This is a genomic window from Streptomyces sp. NPDC086777 (genome assembly GCF_040702065.1).
Classification (GTDB): domain Bacteria; phylum Actinomycetota; class Actinomycetes; order Streptomycetales; family Streptomycetaceae; genus Streptomyces.
The window spans coordinates 71,586-97,614 of the sequence record NZ_JBFBJI010000031.1 but is presented as its reverse complement, the minus strand read 5'-3'; the positions used below and the strand labels follow the sequence as shown (position 1 = coordinate 97,614).

At 70.3% G+C, this 26,029-nt stretch carries 25 protein-coding genes and 5 tRNA genes; 12 read left to right on the top strand and 18 right to left on the bottom strand.

Going from position 1 to position 26,029, the window contains the following annotated elements; all coding sequences use genetic code 11:
* Positions 1-203: 203 nt before the first annotated feature.
* From AB0472_RS34135 to AB0472_RS34125, 3 genes are read right to left on the bottom strand one after another with little or no spacing between them, the layout of a single operon-like run.
* The gene (locus AB0472_RS34135; protein ID WP_366362279.1) at positions 204-1,361 is read right to left on the bottom strand and encodes a D-alanine--D-alanine ligase family protein; all 1,158 of its coding nucleotides are present in this window, start codon (positions 1,359-1,361) and stop codon (positions 204-206) included.
* 59 nt (positions 1,362-1,420) lie between these two features.
* Positions 1,421-2,431 (bottom strand): NAD(P)H-dependent glycerol-3-phosphate dehydrogenase, encoded by a 1,011-nt coding sequence (locus tag AB0472_RS34130; protein ID WP_366362277.1) that lies wholly within the window; start codon positions 2,429-2,431, stop codon positions 1,421-1,423.
* A complete protein-coding gene (locus AB0472_RS34125; RefSeq protein WP_366362275.1) occupies positions 2,428-3,192 on the bottom strand; it encodes a 1-acyl-sn-glycerol-3-phosphate acyltransferase in 765 nt (254 codons plus the stop codon). The genes AB0472_RS34130 and AB0472_RS34125 overlap by 4 nt, the downstream gene beginning before the upstream one ends.
* 155 nt (positions 3,193-3,347) lie before the next feature.
* On the opposite strand from AB0472_RS34125, the gene cofC reads away from it, so the two are divergent.
* Both cofC and AB0472_RS34115 read left to right on the top strand, forming a co-directional pair.
* Positions 3,348-3,986: a 2-phospho-L-lactate guanylyltransferase gene (gene cofC, locus AB0472_RS34120; protein WP_366362273.1), complete on the top strand. Its 639-nt coding sequence runs from the start codon at positions 3,348-3,350 to the stop codon at positions 3,984-3,986.
* A gap of 9 nt (positions 3,987-3,995) precedes the next feature.
* Entirely contained in the window at positions 3,996-4,199 is a 204-nt protein-coding gene (locus AB0472_RS34115) for a hypothetical protein (protein ID WP_366362271.1), read from the top strand.
* A 159-nt stretch (positions 4,200-4,358) separates the two neighbouring features.
* On the opposite strand, the gene AB0472_RS34110 is transcribed toward AB0472_RS34115, so the two are convergent.
* The 4 genes from AB0472_RS34110 to leuC all read right to left on the bottom strand — a co-directional run bounded on the left by AB0472_RS34110 (position 4,359) and on the right by leuC (position 7,668).
* Positions 4,359-4,985, bottom strand: coding sequence for an HU family DNA-binding protein (locus AB0472_RS34110; RefSeq protein ID WP_366362269.1), 627 nt, complete (start codon positions 4,983-4,985; stop codon positions 4,359-4,361).
* A 140-nt stretch (positions 4,986-5,125) separates the two neighbouring features.
* Entirely contained in the window at positions 5,126-5,356 is a 231-nt protein-coding gene (locus tag AB0472_RS34105; protein ID WP_366362267.1) for a hypothetical protein, read from the bottom strand.
* A 287-nt stretch (positions 5,357-5,643) separates the two neighbouring features.
* Positions 5,644-6,237, bottom strand: coding sequence for a 3-isopropylmalate dehydratase small subunit (leuD, locus tag AB0472_RS34100; protein ID WP_366362265.1), 594 nt, complete (start codon positions 6,235-6,237; stop codon positions 5,644-5,646).
* 6 nt (positions 6,238-6,243) lie between these two features.
* Entirely contained in the window at positions 6,244-7,668 is a 1,425-nt protein-coding gene (leuC, locus tag AB0472_RS34095) for a 3-isopropylmalate dehydratase large subunit (RefSeq protein WP_366362263.1), read from the bottom strand.
* Positions 7,669-7,873: 205 nt separating this feature from the next.
* Here leuC and ndgR point away from each other — a divergent pair, with 205 nt between their 5' ends.
* A complete protein-coding gene (ndgR, locus tag AB0472_RS34090) occupies positions 7,874-8,590 on the top strand; it encodes an IclR family transcriptional regulator NdgR (protein ID WP_046590279.1) in 717 nt (238 codons plus the stop codon).
* A 238-nt stretch (positions 8,591-8,828) separates the two neighbouring features.
* Here ndgR and AB0472_RS34085 read toward each other — a convergent pair whose 3' ends face one another.
* Positions 8,829-9,341, bottom strand: a complete 513-nt coding sequence (locus tag AB0472_RS34085) for a DUF4188 domain-containing protein (RefSeq protein WP_366362261.1) — start codon at positions 9,339-9,341, stop codon at positions 8,829-8,831.
* A gap of 91 nt (positions 9,342-9,432) precedes the next feature.
* Here AB0472_RS34085 and AB0472_RS34080 point away from each other — a divergent pair, with 91 nt between their 5' ends.
* Positions 9,433-10,077 (top strand): MerR family transcriptional regulator, encoded by a 645-nt coding sequence (locus AB0472_RS34080; protein ID WP_366362259.1) that lies wholly within the window; start codon positions 9,433-9,435, stop codon positions 10,075-10,077.
* Positions 10,078-10,132: 55 nt separating this feature from the next.
* On the opposite strand, the gene AB0472_RS34075 is transcribed toward AB0472_RS34080, so the two are convergent.
* From AB0472_RS34075 to AB0472_RS34035, 9 genes are all read right to left on the bottom strand, one after another.
* Positions 10,133-10,205 (bottom strand) — tRNA-Glu (locus tag AB0472_RS34075).
* Between the two features lie 44 nt (positions 10,206-10,249).
* A tRNA-Gln gene (locus AB0472_RS34070) sits at positions 10,250-10,321 on the bottom strand.
* A 21-nt stretch (positions 10,322-10,342) separates the two neighbouring features.
* Positions 10,343-10,415 (bottom strand) — tRNA-Glu (locus tag AB0472_RS34065).
* A gap of 28 nt (positions 10,416-10,443) precedes the next feature.
* A tRNA-Glu gene (locus tag AB0472_RS34060) sits at positions 10,444-10,516 on the bottom strand.
* A 21-nt stretch (positions 10,517-10,537) separates the two neighbouring features.
* Positions 10,538-10,609 (bottom strand) — tRNA-Gln (locus tag AB0472_RS34055).
* A gap of 91 nt (positions 10,610-10,700) precedes the next feature.
* Positions 10,701-11,444 (bottom strand): HAD family hydrolase, encoded by a 744-nt coding sequence (locus AB0472_RS34050; RefSeq protein WP_366362257.1) that lies wholly within the window; start codon positions 11,442-11,444, stop codon positions 10,701-10,703.
* Between the two features lie 120 nt (positions 11,445-11,564).
* Complete coding sequence (gene gltX / locus AB0472_RS34045; protein ID WP_366362255.1) at positions 11,565-13,049, bottom strand: glutamate--tRNA ligase; 1,485 nt, start codon at positions 13,047-13,049, stop codon at positions 11,565-11,567.
* Positions 13,042-13,827, bottom strand: coding sequence for a fumarylacetoacetate hydrolase family protein (locus tag AB0472_RS34040; protein ID WP_366362253.1), 786 nt, complete (start codon positions 13,825-13,827; stop codon positions 13,042-13,044). The genes gltX and AB0472_RS34040 overlap by 8 nt, the downstream gene beginning before the upstream one ends.
* A 124-nt stretch (positions 13,828-13,951) precedes the next feature.
* Entirely contained in the window at positions 13,952-14,140 is a 189-nt protein-coding gene (locus AB0472_RS34035; protein ID WP_093498891.1) for a hypothetical protein, read from the bottom strand.
* 568 nt (positions 14,141-14,708) lie between these two features.
* Between AB0472_RS34035 and AB0472_RS34030 the strand changes: the two genes are divergently transcribed.
* From AB0472_RS34030 to AB0472_RS33995, 8 genes are all read left to right on the top strand, one after another.
* The gene (locus AB0472_RS34030; protein ID WP_366362251.1) at positions 14,709-18,644 is read left to right on the top strand and encodes a nitrate- and nitrite sensing domain-containing protein; all 3,936 of its coding nucleotides are present in this window, start codon (positions 14,709-14,711) and stop codon (positions 18,642-18,644) included.
* Positions 18,645-18,653: 9 nt separating this feature from the next.
* Complete coding sequence (locus tag AB0472_RS34025) at positions 18,654-19,067, top strand: roadblock/LC7 domain-containing protein (RefSeq protein ID WP_030382516.1); 414 nt, start codon at positions 18,654-18,656, stop codon at positions 19,065-19,067.
* Positions 19,068-19,177: 110 nt separating this feature from the next.
* Positions 19,178-19,576, top strand: coding sequence for a DUF742 domain-containing protein (locus tag AB0472_RS34020; RefSeq protein ID WP_019058642.1), 399 nt, complete (start codon positions 19,178-19,180; stop codon positions 19,574-19,576).
* Positions 19,557-20,132, top strand: coding sequence for an ATP/GTP-binding protein (locus AB0472_RS34015; RefSeq protein ID WP_046729249.1), 576 nt, complete (start codon positions 19,557-19,559; stop codon positions 20,130-20,132). The genes AB0472_RS34020 and AB0472_RS34015 overlap by 20 nt, the downstream gene beginning before the upstream one ends.
* 392 nt (positions 20,133-20,524) lie before the next feature.
* Entirely contained in the window at positions 20,525-23,794 is a 3,270-nt protein-coding gene (locus tag AB0472_RS34010; protein WP_366362249.1) for a nitrate- and nitrite sensing domain-containing protein, read from the top strand.
* Between the two features lie 10 nt (positions 23,795-23,804).
* A complete protein-coding gene (locus AB0472_RS34005; RefSeq protein ID WP_033321188.1) occupies positions 23,805-24,218 on the top strand; it encodes a roadblock/LC7 domain-containing protein in 414 nt (137 codons plus the stop codon).
* 96 nt (positions 24,219-24,314) lie between these two features.
* A complete protein-coding gene (locus AB0472_RS34000) occupies positions 24,315-24,884 on the top strand; it encodes a DUF742 domain-containing protein (protein WP_351707153.1) in 570 nt (189 codons plus the stop codon).
* Positions 24,865-25,446 (top strand): ATP/GTP-binding protein, encoded by a 582-nt coding sequence (locus AB0472_RS33995; protein ID WP_046729246.1) that lies wholly within the window; start codon positions 24,865-24,867, stop codon positions 25,444-25,446. The genes AB0472_RS34000 and AB0472_RS33995 overlap by 20 nt, the downstream gene beginning before the upstream one ends.
* 381 nt (positions 25,447-25,827) lie before the next feature.
* Here the strand turns inward: AB0472_RS33995 and AB0472_RS33990 are convergent, their stop codons facing one another.
* Positions 25,828-26,028 (bottom strand): acyl-CoA carboxylase subunit epsilon, encoded by a 201-nt coding sequence (locus AB0472_RS33990; protein WP_046729245.1) that lies wholly within the window; start codon positions 26,026-26,028, stop codon positions 25,828-25,830.
* Between the last annotated feature and the right edge of the window lies 1 nt (position 26,029).

Sequence of the window (26,029 nt, the reverse complement as noted above, 5' to 3'; positions counted from 1 at the left end):
ACTGGGGGGCCGGGCCCCCCCCCGCCTGGGGCGCGGGGGGTCCCCCCGGCCTGCGGCGGGGGGTACCCCCGGCCGAAGGCCGGGGGAGGAACTGCGCGACCAGCCATGGTGGCGCCGCAGTCGACCGACGGCCTGTTGCGCGCTTGTTCGGCCGCGGGTCGTCCGTGGTTGCTCGCGCCTCCCCGCGCCCCCGAGGGGGCTCGTCAGCGCAGGCCCGTCGACCGGTTGAGCGCGGCCTGGATCAGGCGGTCGATCAGCTCGGGGTAGGCGACGCCGGTGGCCTGCCACATCTGGGGGTACATCGAGATCGGCGTGAAGCCCGGCATCGTGTTGATCTCGTTGATGACGAAGCGGCCGTCCTCCGTGAGGAAGAAGTCGGCGCGGACCAGGCCCTCGCAGGAGGCGGCCTCGAAGGCGTCCACCGCGAGCCTCTGGACCTCGGCGGTCTCCTCGGGGGTGAGGGGGGCCGGGACGATGCCGGGGGTGGAGTCGATGTACTTGGCCTCGAAGTCGTAGTACGCGTGCTCCGAGGGCGGCGGGATCTCCGCCGGGACCGAGGCGCGCGGACCGTCCGCGAACTCCAGGACGCCGACCTCGATCTCGCGGCCGCGGACGGCCGCCTCGATCAGGATCTTCGGGTCGTGGGACTGGGCCCCGGCGATCGCCTCGTCCAGCCCGGACAGGTCGTCGACCTTGGTGATGCCGATCGACGAACCCGCGCGCGCGGGCTTCACGAAGAGCGGCCAGCCGTGTTCGCCGGCGAAGTCGACGATCCGCTTGCGGGCGGCGGACTCGTCCTGCTGCCACTCGCGGGGCCGGACCACCAGGTACGGGCCGACGGCGAGCCCGAAGGAGGCGAACACCCGCTTCATGTACTCCTTGTCCTGGCCGACGGCCGAGGCGAGTACGCCCGAGCCGACGTACGGGACGCCGGACAGCTCCAGGAGGCCCTGCAGGGTGCCGTCCTCGCCGTACGGGCCGTGCAGCACCGGGAAGACCACGTCGACCTCGCCGAGCGCCTTGGGCACGGAACCGGGCTCGCTGTAGACGACCTCGCGGCTGGCCGGGTCGACGGGGAGCACCACGCCGCCCTCGGTGGACTCGGCCAGGTCCCCGACCTCGGGGGTGCGGCGCTCGGTGATGGCCATGCGATCGGGCTCGTCGGCCGTGAGCACCCAGCGGCCTTCCCGGGTGATACCGATCGGCAGGACGTCGTACTTCGTCCGGTCGATGGAGTTCAGGACGGCTCCGGCGGTGACCGTGGAGATCCCGTGCTCGGAGCTGCGGCCGCCGAAGACGACGGCCACGCGCGGCTTGCGAGCGGGCTGCTCAGGGCTCTGGGGGAGGTTCTCGGTGCTCATATCGCGTTGAGAGTACCCGTTGGTAGGGCCCCGAGACAGCGTCGGCAAGGCGGGGTCGCTCAGCGTCGCTCGGGCTTCGCGCTGCGCGACATCAGCTCCTTGAGGGCGACCACCGGAGGCTTGCCTTCGTGCACGATGTCGACGACCGTCTCCGTGATCGGCATCTCCACGCCGTGCCTGCGGGCCAGATCGGCCACGGACTCGCAGGACTTGACGCCCTCGGCGGTCTGCTTGGTGACCGCGATGGTCTCCTCCAGGGTCATGCCCTTGCCGAGGTTGGTGCCGAAGGTGTGGTTGCGGGAGAGCGGGGAGGAGCAGGTGGCCACCAGGTCGCCGAGCCCGGCGAGCCCCGAGAAGGTCAGCGGGTCGGCGCCGAGGGCGGTGCCCAGCCGCGCGGTCTCCGCGAGACCGCGTGTGATGAGCGAACCCTTGGCGTTGTCGCCGAGGCCCATGCCGTCGGCGATGCCCACGGCGAGGCCGATGACGTTCTTGACCGCACCGCCCAGCTCGCAGCCGACCACGTCGGTCTCGGTGTACGGCCGGAAGTACGGCGTGTGGCAGGCCGCCTGCAGCCGCCGGGCGACCGTCTCGTCGGTGCAGGCGACCACGGCGGCGGCCGGCATGCGGGCCGCGATCTCCCGGGCGAGGTTGGGGCCCGTGACGACGGCGACACGGTCCGCACCGACCTTGGCGACGTCGTCGATGACCTCGCTCATCCGCATGGCGGTGCCGAGTTCGACCCCCTTCATGAGGGAGACGAGGACCGTCCCGGGCGCGAGCAGCGGTGCCCATTCGGCGAGGTTGGCCCGCATGGTCTGGGACGGCACCGAGAGGAACGTGAAGTCGGCGCCGGCTGCCGCCTCGGCGGGGTCGGTGGTGGCCCGCAGGTTCCCGGGGAGTTCCACACCCGGCAGGTAGTCGGGGTTGGTACGGCCGGAGTTGACGGCCTCCGCCACCTCCGGGCGCCGCGCCCACAGGGTGACCTCGCACCCCGCGTCGGCGAGCACCATCCCGAAGGCCGTACCCCACGAACCCGCACTGAAGACCGCCGCCTTGGCAGGCATGCTCACTTGCCGCTCTCCTCTTCCAGACCACTCTGCGCACGCGTGCGGCGTCGCTGCTCGATCCGCACCTGGCGTGGATCGTAGGGGGTCTCGGGAGCCTTCTCGCCGCGGATCTCCTCCAGTAGGCGGGTGACGGCCGCCATGATGACCTCGGTCGCCTCCTTGAGGACGTCCTGGGTCATCTCCCTGCCGTAGAAGCGCGTGAGGTCGACGGGCGGGCCGGCGAGGACGTGGTGCGTCTTTCGCGGCAGCAGATGCGGTTTCTTCGCGTACGGCGGGAGGAGTTCGTTGGCGCCCCACTGGGCGACCGGGATCACCGGGCACTTGGTCTGCAGGGCGACCCTGGCGGCACCGGTCTTGGCGGCCATGGGCCACTGGTCCGGGTCGCGGGTGATCGTTCCCTCGGGGTAGAAGGCGACGCACTCGCCGCGCTCCACGGCGTCGATCGCGGCCCGGAAGGCGCTGAGCGCGTCGGTGGACTCGCGGTAGACGGGGATCTGGCCGGTGCCCCGCATGGCGGCGCCGACGAATCCCTTCTTGAAAAGCCCGCTCTTCGCGAGGAATCGCGGAACACGGCCGGTGTTGTACTGATAGTGGGCGTAGGCGAAGGGATCGATGTGGGAATTGTGGTTCACCGCGGTGATAAAACCGCCCTCGGCCGGAATGTTCTCCATTCCGCGCCAGTCCCGCTTGATCAGAACCACCAGCGGAGGTTTGCAGAGCACCGCAGCGAAGCGGTACCAGAAGCCGATTCTCCGGCGGGGCACGCGGACACCTTCCTCTAGGACTTCTTCCCGGCCTGGGATCGGGAAGAAGTGTGGCCCCGGCCCGCCGGCCTGTCGAGAACACCGTACGCCTCGGTGTCGCGACCACCCCGTGGGCCCGGGTGACAATGAGGCAACAAGGGAGGGACGGTACGACCGTGCAGTGGACCCTGGTCATCCCGCTCAAGCCGCTGGCCCGTGCCAAGAGCAGGCTCGCGGACACCGCGGCGGACGGTGTGCGCCCGTCCCTGGCCCTCGCCTTCGCCCAGGACACGGTGGCGGCCGCCCTGGCCTGCGAGTCGGTGAAGGATGTGGCGGTCGTCACGGACGACACGCTGGCCGGGCGGGAGCTGTCGGCGCTGGGCGCGCGGATCGTCCCGGACACGCCGGCCGGCGGTTTGAACGCGGCACTGCGACACGGGGCCGCGGCCGTCCGGGCGTCGCGTCCGGAAAGCCCCGTGGCGGCCCTGAACGCCGATCTCCCGGCCGTTCGCCCACTGGAATTGGCCCGGGTCCTCGACGCGGCGGCGGAATTCCCGCGCGCTTTCCTCCCGGACGCCGCGGCAATCGGCACCACCCTGCTGGCGGCGGCCCCCGGCCAGGAATTGGCGCCCGCATTCGGCCCGGGTTCCCGGGCCCGGCACACCGCCTCGGGCGCCGCGGAACTGCGCCTGGTGGGCGTGGACTCGGTACGCCAGGACGTGGACACCGGCGCCGACCTGCGCGCGGCCCTCGCCCTGGGCGTGGGTCCCCGCACGGCCGCGGTGGCGGCCCGCCTGCTGATCCCGGACCAGTAGGCTGCGCTCATGCAGGCGACCGCATACACGTACGACCCCGAGACCCGCAGCGGTCAGGTGCTCCTCGACGACGGCACCCCGGTGCCCTTCGACGGCAAGGCCTTCGAGGCGGGCGGCCTGCGACTGCTCAGGCCTGGGCAACGGGTACGGATCGAGACCGAGGGGACCGGAGACGAGCTTCGGATCACCCTGGTGACGTTGCAGACGCTCTGAGATCGGAGACTCAGGGGCGCGGGGACCTGCGCGGCGGGCCCCCACCGGCCGGCCCCCGAATGTCAACGCGTCCTCCAAAACACACCGCGGGCCGGACTCCCCGAGGGAATCCGGCCCGTCGCGTGAGTGACCCAGCCCTGCCCTGAAGCGGGCCCCGGCTCAGCGAGCCGCGGCCTTCTTGGCGACAGCCTTCCGCGCCGTCGACTTCTTGGCCGGCGCCTTCTTCGCGGTGACCTTCTTCGCCGGCGCCTTCTTCGCGGCCGTCTTCTTCGCCGTCGCCGTGGTCTTCTTGGCGGTGGTCTTGGCCGTGGTCTTCTTCGCGGCCGCGGCGGTGGTCTTCTTCGCCGTCGTGGTCTTCTTCGCCGCGGCCGTGGTCTTCTTCGCCGCCGCCGTCGCCTTCTTGGCGGTGGTCTTCTTCGCCGCAGCCTTCTTGACCGTTGCCGAAGCGCCGCCGGACAGGCTGCCCTTGGGTGCCTTCTTGACCGCGACCTCACCGCCGCGCGGGAGCTTCTTGGAGCCGCTCACCAGGTCCTTGAAGCCCTGACCGGCACGGAAGCGCGGCACGGAGGTCTTCTTGACCCGAACCCGCTCGCCCGTCTGGGGGTTACGGGCGTAGCGGGCGGGGCGGTCCACCTTCTCGAAGGACCCGAAGCCGGTGACCGAGACCCGCTCACCCGCGACGACCGCGCGGACGATGGCGTCCAGGACATGGTCGACAGCCTCGGCGGCCTGCTGACGGCCGCCCATCTTGTCGGCAATCGCTTCTACGAGCTGCGCCTTGTTCACGTCTTCCCCTTCGGAGACATCGCCAGAACGAATGTGTTCAAGCTTTTTCGCACGTTAGGCAGATATATACCGCAAATCAAACACGAAACGGGCTTATCACCCTTGTGCCGCAACGGACTCGGCCGGTTCGTACGGTTCGGTCAGCGGTCCTCTTCGGGGATTCGACCCGCGTCGAGGTCCGCGTTGAACCGTTCGAGCCGCCGCGCCGCGTCGGCGACGTCGTGTTTGGCCGCGGCCGTAATGACCAGCAGCTTCCGGGCCAGCGCCATCCGTACGCCCTCCGGGACTTGCAGTGCGCGCACTTTTGTGTGCGCTTCCTTGAGTTGGTCCGCGACCGCCGCATAGAGCTGGAGTTGGCCGTCGTGTTCCATGCACAGATTGTGCCATCTGGGGCGAGTTGTCGCCTGCGCAGGGTGCAACTGGCGCCTCAAATGGCCTTCCGGGCACTTGCGGAAGCCGCGGGCACAGCACTCACGTACCCCGACAACATCCGCCCAACCGTGGGAAGTTGGCAAGACCTGCGACAACGCGAGCGCCCGTTCGGGTGCAGACATGGCTGTACCCCCAATCGTGGCGATCGGGGGTACAGGCGGGGTGTTCCGGTGGCTGAAACCAGCCGTATTCAGATGTGGCGGATCCCGCCGAAGCGGGTCCCGGGTCAGACCTGGAGCGTCCGCGGCTTGTACGACGGCCGCTTGGCCTCGTAGGCAGCGATGTCGGCCTCGTTCCGGAGGGTGATGGAGATGTCGTCCAGGCCGTTCAGCAGCCGCCAGCGGGAGTTCTCGTCCAGCTCGAAGGAGGCGGTGATGCCCTCGGCACGGACCTCGCGGCTCTCCAGGTCGACGGTGATCTCGGCCTGCGGGTCGTTCTCCGAGAGCTCCTGCAGCGCCTCCACGATCTTCTGGTCCAGGACCACCGTGAGCAGGCCGTTCTTCAGCGAGTTGCCCCGGAAGATGTCGGCGAAGCGGGAGGAGATCACGGCCTTGAAGCCGTAGTTCTGCAGCGCCCAGACGGCGTGCTCACGGGAGGAGCCGGTGCCGAAGTCGGGGCCGGCGACCAGCACCGTGGCCCCCTGTCGCTCGGGGCGGTTGAGGACGAAGTTCTCGTCCTTGCGCCAGGCCTCGAAGAGCCCGTCCTCGAAACCGTCCCGGGTCACCTTCTTGAGCCAGTGAGCAGGGATGATCTGGTCGGTGTCGACGTTGGAGCGGCGCAGCGGGACGGCCCGGCCGGTGTGCGTGGTGAATGCTTCCATGGCTGATCAGACTCCAGCGGGCGTACGAGCGTCGGACAGGTCGGCCGGGGAGGCCAGGTGGCCCAGGACGGCGGTCGCGGCCGCGACCTGCGGCGACACCAGGTGGGTACGGCCGCCCTTGCCCTGCCGCCCCTCGAAGTTGCGGTTGGAGGTGGACGCGGAGCGCTCGCCGGGGGCCAGCTGGTCGGGGTTCATGCCGAGGCACATCGAGCAGCCCGCGTGCCGCCATTCGGCGCCGGCGTCCTTGAAGACCACGTCGAGGCCCTCGGAGACGGCCTGCAGCCCGACCCGCGCGGAGCCGGGGACGACCAGCATCCGTACGCCGTCGGCGACTTTGCGGTCCTTGAGGATCTCGGCGGCGGCGCGCAGGTCCTCGATCCGGCCGTTGGTGCAGGAGCCTACGAAGACGGTGTCCACGTTGATCGAGCGCAGCGGCTGGCCGGCCTCCAACCCCATGTACTCCAGGGCCTTTTCGGCGGCGAAGCGCTCCGAGGCGTCTTCGTACGAAGCCGGGTCGGGGACGTCCGCCGAAAGCGGTGCGCCCTGCCCCGGGTTGGTGCCCCAGGTGACGAACGGGGAGAGCGCGGCGGCGTCGATGTACACCTCGGCGTCGAATTCGGCGTCCGCGTCCGTCCTCAGGGTCTTCCAGTACGCGACCGCCGCGTCCCAGTCCTCGCCCTCGGGGGCGTGGGCCCGGCCCTTGAGGTAGGCGAAGGTGGTCTCGTCGGGGGCGATCATGCCCGCGCGGGCGCCGGCCTCGATCGACATGTTGCAGATGGTCATGCGGGCCTCCATCGAGAGCTTCTCGATGGCGGAGCCGCGGTACTCCAGGATGTAGCCCTGGCCGCCGCCGGTACCGATCCTGGCGATGATCGCGAGGATCAGGTCCTTGGCGGTGACGCCCTCGGGCAGCTCGCCGTCGACCGTGATGGCCATGGTCTTCGGGCGGGCCAGCGGCAGCGTCTGGGTGGCCAGCACGTGCTCCACCTGGGAGGTGCCGATGCCGAAGGCGAGCGCGCCGAACGCGCCGTGCGTGGAGGTGTGCGAGTCGCCGCAGACCACGGTCGTGCCCGGCTGGGTCAGGCCCAGCTGGGGGCCGACGACGTGCACGACGCCCTGCTCGACGTCGCCCAGCGGGTGCAGGCGCACCCCGAACTCGGCGCAGTTCTTGCGCAGCGTCTCCAGCTGGGCACGGGAGACCGGGTCCGCGATGGGCTTGTCGATGTCGAGGGTCGGGGTGTTGTGGTCCTCGGTCGCGATGGTGAGGTCGAGGCGGCGCACCTGCCGGCCGTTCTGGCGCAGGCCGTCGAAGGCCTGCGGGCTGGTCACCTCGTGCAGCAGGTGCAGATCGATGAAGAGGAGGTCGGGCTCGCCCTCGGCGCGCCGGACGACGTGGTCGTCCCAGACCTTCTCCGCGAGTGTCCTACCCATCGCTTTCCCTCCGGCCGGCAAGCGTGCACCGGCCCAACTAGAGATCTTGAGGAGGCGGCTGCCCGTGTTCCGGGCCCCTGAAGTCGTGGTTCCGGGCGTCCGCCGCCGGGCCCGTTGGTCTGCGGGCCACTGTGTGATTCCAGGGTGGCGCGTTCCACGGAAAATTGAACTTGCGTTTCACAGAGTGAGACGTGAGTATCGTTTCATGGACAACAGTAGCGGCGTCGGGGTGCTGGACAAGGCGGCCCTTGTCCTGAGCGCCCTGGAGTCCGGTCCGGCCACCCTCGCGGGTCTGGTCGGGGCCACCGGACTGGCACGACCCACGGCCCACCGGCTGGCCGTGGCCCTGGAACACCACCGCATGGTGGCACGCGACATGCAAGGCCGTTTCATTCTCGGCCCGCGACTCGCGGAACTGGCCGCGGCGGCCGGCGAGGACCGCCTGCTCGCGACGGCGGGCCCGGTGCTGACGCACCTCCGTGACATCACCGGAGAGAGTGCGCAGCTGTATCGCCGCCAGGGCGACATGCGCATCTGCGTGGCCGCGGCGGAACGGCTGTCCGGCCTTCGGGACACGGTGCCGGTCGGCTCGACGCTGACGATGAAGGCCGGTTCCTCGGCGCAGATCCTGATGGCCTGGGAGGAGCCGGAGCGGCTGCACCGTGGTCTCCAGGGCGCCCGCTTCACGGCGACGGCCCTGTCGGGGGTGCGCCGCCGCGGCTGGGCGCAGTCCATCGGCGAGCGGGAGCCGGGCGTCGCGTCGGTGTCTGCGCCGGTGCGGGGCCCTTCGAACCGGGTGGTGGCCGCCGTCTCCGTCTCCGGCCCGATCGAGCGCCTGACCCGCCACCCGGGCCGCATGCACGCCCAGGCCGTGATCGACGCAGCGGGCCGCCTCTCCGAGGCGCTGCGCCGTTCCGGCTGACCTCACGCCGAGGAGAGGCCGGCCTCAACGCCGCGGCAGGCCTCTCCCGACGGGAGCGGACCCACCTGGGGGCGCTGGGGGTACCCCCGGCCGGAGGCTGGGGGAGGAACTGCGCGACCGCCCGCACGCTGCCCGCACCCGCTCAGTGAGCGAAGCCCCTACGGCGCAGAATGTGCCACCACAGGCCGTCAACCGTCCGCGACGCCGTCGTGGCTGGCCGCGCAGTTCCCCGCGTCCCTTACCGGGCGCTGTTGCCGGCGCCCCTGTGCGCGAACCGGTCCTTCGCGTAGCGACCCCGGCGCTCCACGGGAACCGTCCCGCTCGCCGCGCCCAGGCCGAACTCCGGCATGTCGAAGTAGATCGACTCGTACCCGCCCTCGGGGGCCACGTACGTCTCGTGCCACAGGCCGACATGGCCGCGCAGCTTCCCCTCGCGCTCCTTGCGGTTCACGATGCTCCACATCCCGTGGTGGACCATGTCCGGCGAACTCGCGTACGCGTACAGCTTCTCCTTCGACTCCCAGTACTGGACGACGTAGTACGTCCGCGGCGACGCCGTCAGCAGCACACGGCCGAGCAGCCCCCGGCCGGGGTCCCGCGCCAGCTCCTTCAGCATGCGGAACATCGACAGCATGACCGGGAGCCACTGGTGGACCGCCCGGAAGTGGTTGATGCGCATGCCGATGAGCAGAACCACCGCGTCGCCCTCGCGGGCAGCGGTCGTACGGCCCCGAATCGGTTTGGCGAACATGGGAACGGCACCCCCGGAGACCTATGGGATAGCGGCACTATCCTTGTGTCGATGCTTGGATAGTGGCACTTACCAAGGAGGCACGCAAGACATGCGGCTTGCCCGGTTGAGCGAGCGCAGCGGGGTGTCCGCCGCGACGATCAAGTACTACCTGCGCGAGGGACTGCTGCCGCCCGGCCGCCAGGTCAACGCCACGACCTCCGAGTACGACGAGGAGCACCTGCGGCGGCTGCGGCTGGTGCGGGCGATGATCCAGGTGGGCCGGGTCCCGGTGGCGACGGTCCGCGAGGTGCTCGGGCATGTCGACGACGACTCGCTGGGCCGCACGATCCGGGTGGGCGCCGCGTTGTGGGCGCTGCCGCAGCTGCCGGAGCCGGACGAGGACGACGAGTACGTGCGGGGCGCGCACCGGGAGGCCGACACCCTGCTGGACGTCCTCGGCTGGGACAACGCCAGGCAGCTGACGACGATCTCGCCGGCGTACCGGCAGCTGGTGGTCGCGCTGGCCGCGTTCCGCCGGCTCGGCTACGACTGGGACGCCGAACTCCTCGTGACACGCGCGAGGTTGATGCACCAGGCGGCCGTCGCCGATCTGGACTTCCTGGAGACGCAGCCGTCGGAGGCGGAGAAGGCGGAGGCCGCGGTGGCCAGCGCGGTACTGATCGAGCCGATGCTCCAGGCGCTGCACCGGCTGGCCCAGGAGGAGGAGTCGGCCCGCCGCTACGGCTTCGAGTAGGGCACCGTGACCACGCGCAGAAGGCCCCCCGCCGAAGCGGAGGGCCTTCCTCGTGTACCCCCGACCGGATTCGAACCGGCGCTACCGCCTTGAGAGGGCGGCGTGCTAGGCCGCTACACAACGGGGGCGTGGATCTTACGAGCGTTCACAACTGCACCGCCGCAGATCCGAGCTGGTCTACCTGGACTCGAACCAAGACTAACTGAACCAGAATCAGTCGTGCTGCCAATTACACCATAGACCAATGATGGTTTAGACCAGTTCGTACCCCCGACCGGATTCGAACCGGCGCTACCGCCTTGAGAGGGCGGCGTGCTAGGCCGCTACACAACGGGGGCCCTAGCGATCATCCGTGGAAGATCTCCGTACCCCCGACCGGATTCGAACCGGCGCTACTGCCTTGAGAGGGCAGCGTGCTAGGCCGCTACACAACGGGGGCTTTGCAGATGAGCTCTGCGAGCTGGCCTACCTGGACTCGAACCAAGACTAACTGAACCAGAATCAGTCGTGCTGCCAATTACACCATAGGCCACTGGAACGCAAGCCCCGGAGGGGATCTTGTTCTAGTTTTGCGCTTTCGGTTCCGGCCTTTCGGCCCGCTCCCCGGCGGCGCAGGAAGAACATTACCTGAAGGTGGACGGGGCTCCAAAACGGGTATCGGCGCGGAGGATCGCGGGCAGTTCGGCGAGGGAGGCGATCCGGTGCGGGCCGCCGGGAGTGTCGGCCCCGGCGGCCGGGCCGGTGGCCGGTCCGTGGCGGTCGATCCACACCGACAGCAGCCCGGCGTCGGCGGCACCGCGCCCGTCGATCTCCGGATGGTCTCCGACGTACGCCACCTCGTGGGGGGCGAGTTCCAGGGCCTCGCAGGCCGCCAGGAAGGCCCCGGCGGCGGGCTTGGACACGCCCAGTTCGGCGGCGCAGAGGACGGCCTCGAAGCGGTCGTGCACCCCGAGCGTGCGCAGCTTGCGGTCCTGGACGTGCAGGCTGGAGTTGGACAGCACGGCGTGCCGGTAGCCGGCCGCGAGGGCGTCCAGGGCGGGCAGGACGTCCGGGAAGAGGGCCCAGACGGACTCGTAGTGCGTCAGGTAGCGGCGGAACCAGCCGTCGGCCTGCGCGTCGGTCAGCTCCGCGCCGAGGAAGACCCGCACCCGGTCGCGGCGCTGGTCCTCGAAGGAGAGCTCGCCCGCCGAGAACCGCGCCCACTGCTGGTCGGTGATCTCCCGCCACCGCACCAGCGCCGCCTCCGCACTCCCCCACCCCGCGAGCAGCCCCTCCGCCGCCAGGTGCGCCCGCATCCCCTCGCGGTCGGCGCTCGTGTAGTCGAAGAGGGTGTCGTCGACGTCCCAGACCACGGCTCTGATGCTCATGGCTCCGACGGTAGCGCGGGCCGGCACCTGATCGACAAGACCGCAACCGTCCCGCCGGGACGTGCGTGAGGGGCGGCCCCCGGTGACTCCGGGTGCCGCCCCTCACGCAGGTCGGGAACGTCAGGCGCTCAGCTTCGCCAGTGCCGCGTCGATCCGTGCCAGGGTCTTCTCCTTGCCCAGGATCTCCAGGGACTCGAAGAGGGGCAGGCCGACCGTGCGGCCGGTGACGGCGACGCGGACCGGGGCCTGGGCCTTGCCGAGCTTGAGGCCGTGGGCCTCGCCGGCGGCCAGGACGGCCTCCTTCAGGGACTCGGGAGAGGACCAGTCGGCCGCCTCCAGCTTCTCGCGGGCCGTGCCGAGGAGCGCGTCGCTGCCCTCCTTCATCGCCTTGGCCCAGGACGCCTCGTCCTCGACCGGCTCCGCCAGGAACAGGAAGTCGACGTTCTCGGTGATCTCCGAGAGGACCTTCAGGCGGGTCTGGGCGTGCGGGGCGATCGCCTGCCACTTCGCCTCGTCGAAGTCCTCCGGCGCCCAGGGGGCGAAGGGGGCCTGCAGCCAGGGGGCGCAGCGCTCCGTGAAGTCCTTCACGTCGAGCATGCGGATGTGGTCGGCGTTGATCGCCTCGCACTTCTTCAGGTCGAAGCGGGCCGGGTTGGGGTTCACGTCGGAGACGTCGAAGGCCGCGACCATCTCCTGGACCGAGAAGATGTCCTGGTCCGCGGAGAGCGACCAACCCAGCAGGGAGAGGTAGTTGAGCAGGCCCTCGGGCAGGAAGCCGCGCTCCCGGTAGAGGTTGAGGGAGGACTGCGGGTCGCGCTTCGACAGCTTCTTGTTCCCCTCGCCCATGACGTAGGGAAGGTGGCCGAAGGCCGGGATCCGCTGGGCGAGGCCCAGCTCGATCAAGGCCTTGTAGAGGGCGATCTGGCGCGGGGTGGAGGAGAGCAGGTCCTCGCCGCGCAGGACGTGGGTGATCTCCATCAGGGCGTCGTCGACCGGGTTGACCAGCGTGTACAGCGGGGCGCCGTTGGCGCGGACGATGCCGTAGTCCGGGACGTTCTCCGGGGTGAAGGTCAGCTCGCCGCGGACCAGGTCGGTGAAGGTGATCGTCTCGTCGGGCATCCGGAAGCGGACGATGGGCGTACGGCCCTGGGCCTTGTACTCCGCCACCTGCTCCCCGGTCAGGTCGCGGCAGTGGCCGTCGTAGCCGGACGGCTTGCCGGCGGCGCGGGCGGCCTCGCGGCGGCTGTCCAGCTCCTCCTGGGAGCAGTAGCAGTGGTAGGCGTGGCCGGCGTCGAGGAGCTTGGCGGCGACGTCGGCGTAGATGTCCATGCGCTGCGACTGGCGGTACGGCGCGTGCGGGCCGCCGACCTCGGGGCCCTCGTCCCAGTCGAAGCCCAGCCAGCGCATCGCGTCGAGCAGCTGGGTGTAGGACTCCTCGGAGTCACGGGCCGCGTCGGTGTCCTCGATGCGGAAGACCAGCGTGCCCTGGTGGTGCCGGGCGAACGCCCAGTTGAACAAGGCGGTGCGGACCAGGCCCACGTGGGGGTTACCGGTGGGGGACGGACAGAAACGAACGCGAACGGGAGTGCCGGGTGCGCTAGCCACGCTTGACAACCTTGTTGGTGAGAGTGCCGATGCCTTCGATGGTGACGGCGACCTCGTCGCCGACGCTGAGGGGGCCGACCCCTGCCGGGGTGCCGGTGAGGATGACGTCGCCGGGGAGCAGCGTCATGGCCTCGGTGATGTTGACGATCAGGTCCGCGATGGAGTGGATCATCTCGCTCGTACGGCCGAGCTGGCGCTGTTCGCCGTTGACCGTGAGCTGGATCGTCAGGTCGGACGCGGTGGCCAGGTCCAGGTCCGTCTCCACCCAGGGGCCCAGCGGGCAGGAGGTGTCGAAGCCCTTGGCGCGGGCCCACTGCTTCTCGCGCTTCTGGACGTCGCGGGCGGTGACGTCGTTGGCGCAGGTGTAGCCGAGGATGACGTCGGCCACGCGCTCGCGCGGGACCTCGCGGCACATGCGGCCGATGACCACGGCCAGTTCGGCCTCGTGGTGGAGGTCCTGGGAGAAGGACGGGTACTGGATGTCGTCGCCGGGGCCGATCACCGAGGTGGACGGCTTGAAGAAGGCGAAGGGAACGTCCGGGACCTCGTTGCCCAGCTCCTTCGCGTGCTCCGCGTAGTTGCGGCCGTAGGCGACGACCTTGTTCGGGAGCACCGGCGGCAGCAGGCGGACCTTGCTCAGCGGGACCTTCGTACCGGAGAGCTCGAAGTCCGCGAACGGAATGCCCTTGATGATGTCGAGGACGAGTTCGTCCTGCTTGTCGCCCTGGACGGCGCCGAAGGCGACGTTCCCGTCGATGGAGAACCTGGCGATGCGCACGGGATCCTGGCGCCCCTCACTGAACCGGCTGGAGTCTGACGCCCCAGGCTAACGCGGTGAGGGGTGACCGCCGCGGAATAACCCGGTCACCGGGTGGGTGAGTGATCGACGGCCGGGTCCCGTACTACTCGGCGACCGAGGTCCCGGCCGGGATCTCCATGAGGATCGTGCGCCGGGGGTTGGCGGTCTGGGAGGGGAGATCGAGGGAGTGCTCGGGCAGCTCGGGGGTCTGCAGTTCCTCGGCGTCCTTGAGGTGGGCGAGGGTGGTGCGCCGGGGGTTGGCTATGTTGCGGAACATCATCGTCGTCTTCACGGTTGTACGAGACTCCGTCATGTGTGGGTTGGCAGAGACTTCCCTCTTGTAAAGCGCCAGGCTAAACATCGAATTCCCGGCCGAAGTCGTGAAGAGGCCTTGATCTGGGTGTGAGTTTGCTCACGACCCGAGGCTCAAAGCGGTCATATGCGACTCACAAGTCACCGCAACGAAACGGACATTGGCGAACTGAACCTGTCATTCCGCTCCTGATCATGGCGACTGGGACACGGTCCGCACACCGGCGACTGACAGGGATACGCCCTTTATGTACGCGATCGGCTTCCACATCTCGTAACGTGTCACTCACACGCTGTCACAGAGGTCACAGCTCGGTCCACGGCCCTTGTTGGAGATCCGGCACTGTGCTGGAATTCCACGGACCGCCGCAGGATCGAGCCGGCGCGCAGGGGGCGCAACGCAGCGCCGAGTGGCGGCGAGACAGGGGGAGCCAGCGCCGGTCACACTCACGACCAACAGGGTGCGTATTCAGGGCGCTCCCCGTTCAACGCCGACACCGTGTCCTTCCCTTCCCGGGAGGGCGCCTGGTCCAGAGGTTGCGACGCTAGTGCAGGGACGTTTCAAGAGGGATGGCAGCGCTTCGGCGGAGCCGGAGGCGCACGGCGGGACCGACCGCGGTTCCTCGCCCCAGCACGCCCAGAACCCGGCCGCGGCCGGCGGAGGCGGTGACGGCGGTGAGCGCTCCGGGCGCCCCGCCGCGTCTGCGTCTTCAGGGTCCTCGGGCCCCCAGCCGACCGCGGCTCCGACTCCGACGATCAAGCCCGCGCAGGGTCCCGGCAACGCGGGCTCGCGCATAGCCCTGCGCAACTGGCGTATCTCCACGCGCCTCGTGTCGCTGCTCGCCCTCCCCGTGGTGGCGGCGACGACGCTGGGCGCGGTGCGCATCAACGACTCGCTCGACGACATCCAGCAGCTCGACAACATGCAGCTGCTGACCGACATGACCACGCAGGCGACCGAGCTGGCCACCGCGCTCCAGACCGAGCGCGACAAGACCGCCGGTCCGCTGGCCCACGGCGGGTCGATCTCGAGCGTGGCGGTCAAGGGTTACGAGGACCAGACCGACCGCGCCCGCGAGAACTTCCTCAACGCCTCCGAGGAAATCGACACCGCGAGCAAGAACGGTCAGCTGCAGGGCGTCCGTGACAGCCTCGTCGGTCTGGCCGGACAGCTCGACGACCTGGCGAAGATCCGCAAGGACGCCTATCAGCAGAAGGAGAACTCGACCCAGACGGTCGAGGCCTACCACCGGCTGATCACCCAGCTGATCGACCTCTCCCAGGACATGGCGCAGGCCTCCAGCAACCCGGAGATGATCCAGCGCACCCGCGCCCTGGCGGCGTTCTCCACCGCCAAGGAGTACGCGTCGGTGCAGCGCGCCGTCATCGCCGCGGCCCTGCCCGCCAACGGCACCAGCGCCGGCGACCTCTCCGAGAACGACCGCCTGTACGGCGAGTCCGCCCAGGAGAGCGAGACCTCCGAGCTGACGATCTTCCGGAAGATCTACTCCGGCAACGCGGCCGACCTGCTCAGCCCGATCGACGGCAACAACCCGACGATCGAGGCCGCCGACACCTACGCCAAGCGTGCGCTCGGTGCCGAGAACGGTCTGAACGAGCTCAGCAAGCGCTCGTACCTCGACTGGGTCGACGACAGCTCGACCAAGATCGACCAGATGAAGAAGATCGAGCACACGCTGCTCGAGGACATGGAGCAGAAGGCGCGCGAGCTGCGGGCCTCCTCCGAGCAGTCGGCGATCATCTCCGGTGCGCTGATCCTGCTCGTCCTCGGCGTGTCGCTGGTCGGCGCCTTCATCGTGGCCCGGTCCATGATCCGCTCGCTGCGCCGCCTCCAGGAGACCGCCACCAAGGTCGCCCAGGACCGCCTGCCCGAGCTGGTCAAGCAGCTCTCCGAGTCCGACCCGCAGGACGTCGACACGTCCGTGGAGTCGGTCGGTGTGCACTCCCGGGACGAGATCGGCCAGGTGGCCGCGGCCTTCGACGACGTGCACCGCGAGGCGGTCCGCCTCGCCGCCGAGCAGGCCCTCCTGCGGGGCAACGTCAACGCGATGTTCACGAACCTCTCGCGCCGCTCCCAGGGCCTCATCCAGCGTCAGCTCTCGCTCATCTCCGAACTGGAGTCCCGCGAGGCCGACCCGGACCAGCTGTCCTCCCTCTTCAAGCTCGACCACCTCGCGACGCGTATGCGCCGTAACGGTGAGAACCTCCTGGTCCTCGCGGGTGAAGAGCCCGGCCGCCGCTGGACCCGCCCGGTCCCGCTGGTCGACGTGCTCCGCGCCGCCGCCTCCGAGGTGGAGCAGTACGAGCGCATCGAGCTGGCCGCGGTGCCGACCACCGAAGTGGCCGGCCGTGTGGTCAACGACCTCGTGCACCTCCTCGCAGAGCTGCTCGAGAACGCCACCTCGTTCTCCTCGCCGCAGACCAAGGTCAAGGTCACCGGTCACGCGCTGCCCGACGGCCGGGTGCTGATCGAGATCCACGACACCGGCATCGGCCTCTCCCCCGAGGACCTCGCCGCGATCAACGAGCGGCTCGCCTCGCCGCCCACCGTGGACGTCTCGGTCTCCCGCCGCATGGGCCTCTTCGTGGTCGGTCGTCTGTCGCAGCGGCACGGCATCCGCATCCAGCTGCGCCCGTCCGACTCCGGTGGCACGACCGCGCTGGTCATGCTCCCGGTCGACGTCGCCCAGGGCGGCAAGAAGCCCGCTCCCGGCAAGCCCGGCGCCCCGGCGCAGTCCGGTGGTCCGGCCGCCGCGCAGGCCGCGGCCGGTGCGGCCGCCGCCCGCCGCGGCAACGGCCAGGGTGGTGCCGGTGGTTCGCTCGGCGCGGGTGCTCCGGCCCCGGCGCTCGGCGGCGGTGCCGGCACGGCCGGCGGACGCGGCGGTGCCCTCGGCTCCGGCGCTCCCTCCGGCGGCGGGCTGCTCGGCGCCGGTGCGGCTCCGCGCGGCCAGGTCGGTGCCGGCCAGGGTCCCCGGGCCGCGCTGCCCGGCGCCGGCCCGAACGGCGGCCGTCCCGGTGCGCAGGGCGGCGGACGCGGCTCGCAGGGCCGGTCGAACGCGGGTGCCGGTGCCTTCGGCAACCAGGACGCGTTCGGCAACCCGCAGGACTCCTTCGGCGGCCAGGACGCATTCGGCAACCGCGCCCCGGTCCCGCCGCAGCGCTCCGCGAACTCCGCGGACCAGGGCCGTCAGCCCCAGCTGCCGCCGCGCGGCGGTCCGCGGGCCGAACTGCCCGGTGCCAATCCCCCGGCGGGCCGGCCCAGCTGGAGCGACGACAACGCCCAGCCGCCGCTGTCCCGTGCCTCGATGGACACCCCGCGCGGCCACGACGAGCAGGACCCGGCCCACACCGCGCCGATGCCCCGCATCGACGACCGGCAGGACCTCGGCGCGACCTCGCAGATGCCGGCGATCCCGCAGGCTCCGTCGACCGGCGAGTACCCGCGCCCGGACTTCAACGCGCCGAACGGCTCGCAGAACACGGGCTCGTTCCCGCGGCCGGGCACGACCGGCCCGCAGGACACCGGTTCGTTCCCACGGCCGAACGTCAACGGCCAGCAGGACACCGGCTCGTTCCCACGGCCGAACGTCAACGGCCAGCACGACACAGGCTCGTTCCCGCGCCCGAACGTCAACGGCCAGCAGGACTCCGGCCAGTTCGTACGCTCCGACGTCTTCGGCACACCGGCCGCCCCGCAGAACGGCGCCCGGAACACGGGTCAGTTCGCGGCCCCGCAGGCCTACGACAACGGCTCCACCGGCCAGTTCGCCACGCCGTCCTACGACGGCAGCTCCACCGGTCAGCACTCCCTGCCCGGTCGGCAGAACGGCTACCCGGGCAACGGCCAGAACGGCAACGGGCAGTACGGCAACGGCCAGTACGAGCGTCCGGGGACCAACGGCCGCGGCCTCGACTACGGTGCGCCGCAGCGCCCGCCCGTGCCGCCGGCCCACCAGGAGCCGGAGGCGCTGCCGCCGGCCACCGGTCCCGGTGACGGTCGTACCCCGCTGTACGACACGCTGGAGACCAACTGGTTCCACGGCGGCCAGCAGGAGCAGCAGTACCCGCAGGGCAACGGCAACGGCCAGGCGGCGGTTCCGCCGGTCCCGCCGGTGCCCGCCCAGCCGCCGGCCCCCGCGGCCGCGGCCCCCCAGCGTCCCGCCCAGGCAGCCTGGCGCACCTCCCCGAACGACGACCTCGTCCGGCAGGCGGAGCGTGTACGGCAGCCGGCGGCGGGCGGTGTCACCACCTCCGGTCTGCCGCGCCGGGTCCCCCGTGCGAACCTCGTACCGGGCACGGCACAGCAGCAACAGCACCAAGCGGGTCCGCAGGTCTCGCGTTCGCCTGATGACGTTCGCGGCCGGCTGACCAATCTCCGTCGGGGTATCGCACAGGGTCGGCAGGCCGGCACCGGCCCGCAGACCGGCACCTTCCCGAGCCCCACTCACCAGCAGGAGCGTTAGTTGAGTCCGATGAGCCAGGCGGCACAGAACCTCAACTGGTTGATCACCAACTTCGTGGACAACACCCCAGGGGTGTCCCACACCGTCGTCGTGTCCGCCGACGGCCTCCTTCTGGCGATGTCCGAAGGCTTCCCACGCGACCGCGCCGACCAGCTGGCGGCCGTCGCGTCCGGGCTCACCTCGCTGACGGCCGGGGCCTCCCGGATCTTCGAGGGCGGCAACGTGGCGCAGACGGTCGTCGAGATGGAACGCGGCTTCCTCTTCCTGATGTCCATCTCCGACGGCTCGTCCCTCGCGGTGCTGGCCCACCCGGAGTGCGACATCGGCCTCGTCGGCTACGAGATGGCGCTCCTGGTCGACCGCGCGGGCGCGGTCCTCACGCCCGACCTGCGCGCCGAACTGCAAGGCAGTCTGCTCCACTGACAGCCCGGATCCAACCCGCCTCACCAAATCACCGTCCGGCCGCCACAATCCCCCCACCGGCCACGTCCGACGGCTAGCCCGACCGACTTGCTGTCCCGCCCGGAGGAACGATGACCCCGCCCACCGCCTCTCATGATCCGTACGCGGAGCCGTACGGGGACGAGGGCGACCAGCCGCTGGTACGTCCTTACGCGATGACCGGCGGCCGGACCCGGCCGCGCTACCAGCTCGCCATCGAGGCGCTGATCAGCACGACGGCCGACCCGGCAGCGCTCATGGGGCTGCTCCCGGAGCACCAGCGCATCTGCCACCTGTGCCGCGAGGTGAAGTCGGTGGCCGAGGTCTCGGCGCTGCTCGCCATGCCGCTCGGTGTGGCCCGGATCCTGGTGGCCGACCTCGCCGAGGCCGGCCTGGTCGCCATCCACCAGCCGGGCGGCGACGAGAACAACGGCGGCGCTCCTGACGTGACGCTGCTCGAAAGGGTGCTCAGTGGACTTCGCAAGCTCTGACGGAGGGCGGGCCACCACCTCCGCGAAGATCGTGGTGGCGGGCGGCTTCGGCGTCGGCAAAACCACTTTCGTGGGAGCGGTCTCCGAGATCAACCCGCTGCGTACGGAGGCCGTGATGACGTCCGCCTCGGCGGGCATCGACGACCTGACGCACACCGGGGACAAGACCACCACCACGGTGGCGATGGACTTCGGCCGTATCACGCTCGACCAGGACCTGATCCTGTACCTGTTCGGCACCCCCGGGCAGGACCGCTTCTGGTTCATGTGGGACGACCTGGTACGCGGTGCGATCGGCGCGGTGGTGCTCGTGGACACCCGGCGTCTGGCCGACTGCTTCCCGGCCGTGGACTACTTCGAGAACAGTGGTCTGCCGTTCGTCATAGCCCTCAACGGCTTCGACGGACACCAGCCCTACACACCCGAAGAGGTGCGCGAGGCGCTGCAGATCGGACCGGACGCACCGATCATCACGACGGACGCCCGGCACCGCGCCGACGCGAAGAGTGCGCTGATCACGCTGGTCGAGCACGCCCTCATGGCGCGCCTGCGGTAGCACCGCCGCGGTACCCAAGTCCGTCGTCGTGTACGGCAGTTGTCGTACGGAAACCGGAGCCGGCTGTGGCCTTTGACACGGTCGGCTCCGGTGTTCATAACGTTTCGGCAGAGGAATCCAGTGGTATCGCCACGCGTCGCGATCGCGCGGTGCCGCTGCGCTCACAATGGCCCCGCCTTTTGGCGGGGCTCGCTCTTTATGACCGTTTTATCTGGGGCTTACATCCGTGCGCTCTGCCCCAATGGACTGTTTGGAAGTGCACCGGCCCCCGTGCTGGAATGCCTGAACTGCCCATTAGTCAAAGACGTACTGAGTAGTGGTCTATGACACACCGGGCTCTGAGAGACTGCGGCACGACGACAGGTGCCCGCCGCCGAGAGGTTGTTGGTCGAGTGAGGCGAAGCAAGAACGGTCCCGAGCCGTCGGCACGGGGCAACTTCACCCCGCCGCCGCGCGCTGCGGCGCCCACCCCTGTGCCAGCCGCGGAACCACCGGCCGCGCCCGCGAAGAGCGGCGGCCGTTTCTCCCCGCGGAACTGGCGCGTGCCGACCAGGCTGAACGCGATCCTGCTCATACCTGTGGTCGTCGGCCTGGTGATGGGCGGCTTCCAGGTGAAGAGCTCCATCGACACCTGGCAGGACGCCCGCGACGCGGAGAACACCGCGCGCCTGGTCCGCGCCGCCCTGACCTACGCCGACGCGCTCTACAACGAGCGGGACGTCAGCGCGGCACCGCTGCTCCTGGACAAGAACAAGGCTACGGTCACGCAGGCCCGCGCCGCGACCGACAAAGCCGCCGACGCCTTCGACGCGGCCGCGCAGAACATGCCGCAGAAGCCCGGCCTGGAGCGCCGCCTGAAGCTGTTCCGCGAGGCCGAGCCGCAGCTCACGAACCTACGTGCCGCCTCGTACACCAGCAAACTCCCCGGCGTGAAGACCGAGGAGGGCTACGTCGCGGTGGCCCACCCGCTGATGGAGTTCGCCAACGAACTCGGTCTGGGCACCGGAAACATCACCTCCTACGGCCGTACGGTCTACGCCATCTCGCTCACCAAGGCGGCCCTGTCGCTGGAGCGGTCGATCGGCATGCACCTGCTGGTCAAGCCCGGCCCGGACGCCGGCAACCTGGCCAGCCAGCGGGTCGCCCTCTCCTCGTACGCCTACCTGGAGGGCATCGCCGTCGAGGAGTACATCGGCGGTGGCACCGAGGCGGACGCGCAGAAGCTGACCGACCTCTCGAAGAAGATCAAGACGGACGGTGCGGCACTGGCCCAGCAGGCCAAGGCCAAGGACCCGAACTACGTGCCCCCGCCGTCCAAGGACAACGCGATGGTCAGCGCGCTGGCCACGCTGCCGGACACCAACGCGAGCACCCGCCAGGCGCTGGCCTCCCAGGGCGTCACCGCCGAGAACTGGTGGACGGTCAACACCCTCAAGTACAACGCCTACCGCACGATCGAGTCGGACATGGCCGACAAGGCGGTGAGCGAGGCCTCCGACATCGCGGACAACGCGAAGACGGACGCGTTCATCACGGGTGCCGCGGTCATGGTCGCGCTGCTCGCCGCGTTCATCCTGGCCGGCATGGTGGCCCGCCAGATGTCCCGCTCGATGCGCCAGCTGCGCAACGCCGCCTTCGGCATCGCCGAGCAGCGCCTGCCGATGCTGGTCGACCAGCTCTCGCGCACCGACCCGGGCCGGGTCGACACCCGGGTGGCGCCGATCCCGATCACCTCGACCGACGAGATCGGCGAAGTCGCCCGCGCGTTCGACCAGGTCCACCGCGAGGCCGTGCGGCTCGCCGCCGAGCAGGCCCTGCTGCGGGGCAACATCAACGCGATCTTCACCAACCTGTCGCGCCGCAACCAGTCGCTGATCGAGGGCCAGCTGACCCTGATCACCGACCTGGAGAACAACGAGGCCGACCCGGACCAGCTGGAGAACCTCTTCAAGCTGGACCACCTCGCGACCCGTATGCGCCGCAACGGCGAGAACCTCCTGGTCCTCGCGGGCGAGGAGCCCGGCCGCCGCTGGGACCAGCCGGTCCCGCTGGTCGACGTGCTGCGCGCCGCCTCCTCCGAGGTGGAGCAGTACGAGCGCATCGAGCTCTCCGGCGTCCCGGAGGCCGAGATCCACGGCCGCGCGGTCACCGACCTCGTGCACCTGCTCGCCGAGCTGCTGGAGAACGCCACCACGTTCTCCTCGCCGCAGACCAAGGTCCGGGTCACCGCGACCCGGCTCCCCGACGGCCGCATCATGATCGAGATCCACGACAAGGGCATCGGTCTCACCGCCGAGGACTTCGCGGACATCAACCACAAGCTGGCCAACCCGCCGACCGTGGACGCCGCGATCTCCCAGCGCATGGGCCTGTTCGTGGTCGGCCGGCTCTCCGACCGGCACGGCATCCGGGTCCAGCTGCGCCCCTCGGGCGAGCAGGCCGGCACCACCTCGCTGGTCATGCTGCCGGACGCGATCACGCACGGCGGTGGCGGCGAACAGCCCCTGGAGCGCGACGAGTTCACGGTCTCGCAGATCATCCCGGAGCAGCAGTTCCAGGCCGAGAACTTCGCCCAGCCGCAGCTCCAGCCGATGCGTACCGCGGCCGAGCTCGGCTTCGACGACAGCCGCTACATCGAGGTCCCCGACGACATCCGCGACCTCGACCCCGTGGGCCGCTCGCTGATGCGCGAGGAGCGCCGTGCGGCCCTGGAGGCCCAGGCGCAGCCTCCGCAGGCGGCACAGGCCCCGCAGGAGACCTCCGAGATCCCGGCGTACGCCGACGAGTTCGACACCGGCCGGGCGGACTACGACCCGAACGGTACGGGCTTCCAGGAGCAGCCCACGGGCTACGACGGGCAGCCTGCGTACCAGGAGCAGCCGCAGGGCACGTACGACGAGCAGTACTACGCGCCGAACGGCGGCCTGCCGCAGGGCGACCCGTTCTCCCCCGACGCGTTCTCCGTCAACGGCGGCTACCCGGAGCCGAGTTATCCGGAACCGGCCCAGGAGGAGCCCGCGGCCGCGCAGGCCACCGCCCCGGAGGCGTTCCCCGCCTTCGGCGAGCAGCCCTACCAGGACGACTGGCCGCAGCAGGACGGCTACCAGAACGGCTACCCGGCCCAGTACGCTCCACAGGCGGAATCGGCGCAGGCCGGTGACGTGGCCGAGCGGAACCACGTAGGCTTCGACCGTCCGGGAACGGCCCCCTCCAACGGCCACCGGCTGACCGACGCCGGGCTGCCCCGCCGGGGCTCCGCAGGCGGCGGTACGGGCGGCCCGAGCGGCGCGGGTTCCGTGCAGCAGGCTCCGGCCGCGGCTCCGGCGCAGGCCGCACCGGCGGCCCCGGCCACCGAGCCGGCCGGCGACAACTCCTGGCGTTCGCAGAACGACGAGCGCTGGCAGCAGGCCTCCGCGCTGCGCAAGCCCAAGGCGGGCGGAGTCACCTCCTCCGGTCTGCCCAGGCGGGTACCCAAGGCCAACCTGGTCGAGGGAGCCGCCGCGAGCACCCCCCAGGGAGGCCCACAGGTCTCCCGCGCCCCGGAGGACGTCCGGGGCAGGCTGAGCAACCTGCGTCGAGGCGTCCAGCGCGGACGCAGCGCAGGCAGTGAAACGAACGGCCAGGGCTTCGGTCCTGACAGCACCTACAACCAGGAGCGTTAGTGTGAGCCCGATGAGCCAGGCGGCACAGAACCTGAACTGGTTGATCACCAACTTCGTGGACAACACCCCGGGGGTGTCCCACACGGTGGTGGTCTCCGCCGACGGACTCCTTCTGGCGATGTCCGAAGGCTTCCCCCGCGACCGCGCCGACCAGCTCGCGGCCGTCGCCTCCGGTCTGACGTCTCTGACGGCAGGCGCCTCCCGCATCTTCGAGGGCGGCAGCGTGAATCAGACGGTTGTGGAGATGGAGCGGGGGTTCCTGTTCATCATGTCCATTTCCGATGGTTCCTCGCTCGCGGTCCTCGCCCACCCGGAGGCCGACATCGGTCTGGTTGGGTACGAGATGGCCCTTTTGGTGGACCGTGCGGGCACGGTTCTTACCCCGGATCTGCGTGCGGAACTCCAGGGAAGCCTTCTCAACTAATAGTCAGACGGTGCGGTTTCACGTCCCGGGGCCGTAAGGTTTCGGGACGCGGCTCCACAAGGATGGGTGCCCGGCACGGTCGGAGGAGGAGAGAAAGTGGCAACACCCCCAGGCGGTTCTAATAACGGCAACTGGTCGTACGGTCCTGCACAGGGCCAGGGCGACGGTTCCGGGAACCGGTACAACTTCCCCTCCACGCCCAGCCACCGGCAGCCGTACGCCCCGCAGGGCCCCGGCCCCTCGCCGTACGACCAGCCGCCCGCGCCGCGCATCCAGCCGGTGCAGCCGCAGCGCCGCCCCGAGCCGGCGCCGGCCTCGGGGTCCAGTAATCCCCTGGTGCGTCCGTACGCCATGACCGGTGGCCGGACCCGCCCGCGGTACCAGCTCGCCATCGAGGCGCTGGTGCACACCACCGCGCAGCCGCACCAGATGCAGGGCCAGTTGCCCGAGCATCAGCGGATCTGCAACCTCTGCCGGGAGATCAAGTCGGTGGCCGAAGTCTCGGCCCTGCTGTCGATCCCTCTCGGCGTGGCCAGGATCCTCGTCGCCGACTTGGCGGAGGCGGGCCTGGTCGCCATCCATCAGCCCGGCGGCGACGAGAACGCCGGTGGCCAGCCAGACGTGACACTGCTCGAAAGGGTGCTCAGTGGACTTCGCAAGCTCTAGCGGCGGTCCTTCCCGCTCCACCACCTCCGCGAAGATCGTGGTGGCGGGCGGCTTCGGCGTGGGCAAGACCACGTTCGTCGGCGCCGTCTCGGAGATCAACCCGCTGCGCACAGAGGCCGTGATGACGTCCGCGTCTGCCGGCATCGACGACCTCACCCACACCGGGGACAAGACGACCACGACGGTCGCCATGGATTTCGGCCGCATCACCCTGGACCAGGACCTGATCCTGTACCTGTTCGGCACCCCCGGGCAGGACCGCTTCTGGTTCATGTGGGACGACCTGGTGCGCGGCGCGATCGGCGCCATCGTCCTCGTGGACACCCGCCGTCTCGCCGACTGCTTCCCCGCGGTCGACTACTTCGAGAACTCGGGTCTCCCCTTCGTCATCGCCCTCAACGGCTTCGACGGCAACCAGCCGTACAACCCCGAAGAGGTCCGCGAGGCGCTCCAGATCGGCCCCGACACCCCGATCATCACGACCGACGCGCGGCACCGTGCCGACGCGAAGTCGGCGCTGATCACTCTCGTGGAGCACGCTCTGATGGCGCGGCTGCGGTAGTTCCGGCTACCGGGCTGCCACGGCCGGTCGCACGCCAGCCGCGGGTGAATGGTGGCTTGTCGCGCAGTTCCTCCCCCAGCCTTCGGCCGGGGGTACCCCCGGCGCCCCTGAAGGGGGCGCTTCTCTGGGCCCCTTCTGCGAAGGGGCCCGAACTTTTGCCGCAACGCCCCGTCTTTCTCCCTTCGCTTCCTCACCTTCTCCCCTGAGTGCCCCGACTCACACCCGCCGGCAGCTCAGTTCTTTTCCCGCCGCAACGGCGCTGAGCCCGACGGCGGTGTCCGGCGGCGCCGAACCGGCCCGGCAGCCCCTGGTGCACGCGGAAAAGGGCCCCTCTTCGCAGAGGGGCCCTTCTCCTGTGTACTTTCGGCCGGGCGGCGCAGCCTAGCCGTGCCAGCTGTGCGGGGCGCGGAAGCCGTTCTCGCGCTCCAGGCGGCGCCAGCCTGCCTTGGCGCGGCCGCGGTGGGTCTGCTCGGTGTCGGCGGTCGGCCGGGCGGCCGCGCGGGCCAGGAGGACCGCCGTTATGGCGGCGACTTCCTCCGGGTCGGCGTTGCCCTTCTCGACGCGGATGTCAGGCACGTTCATG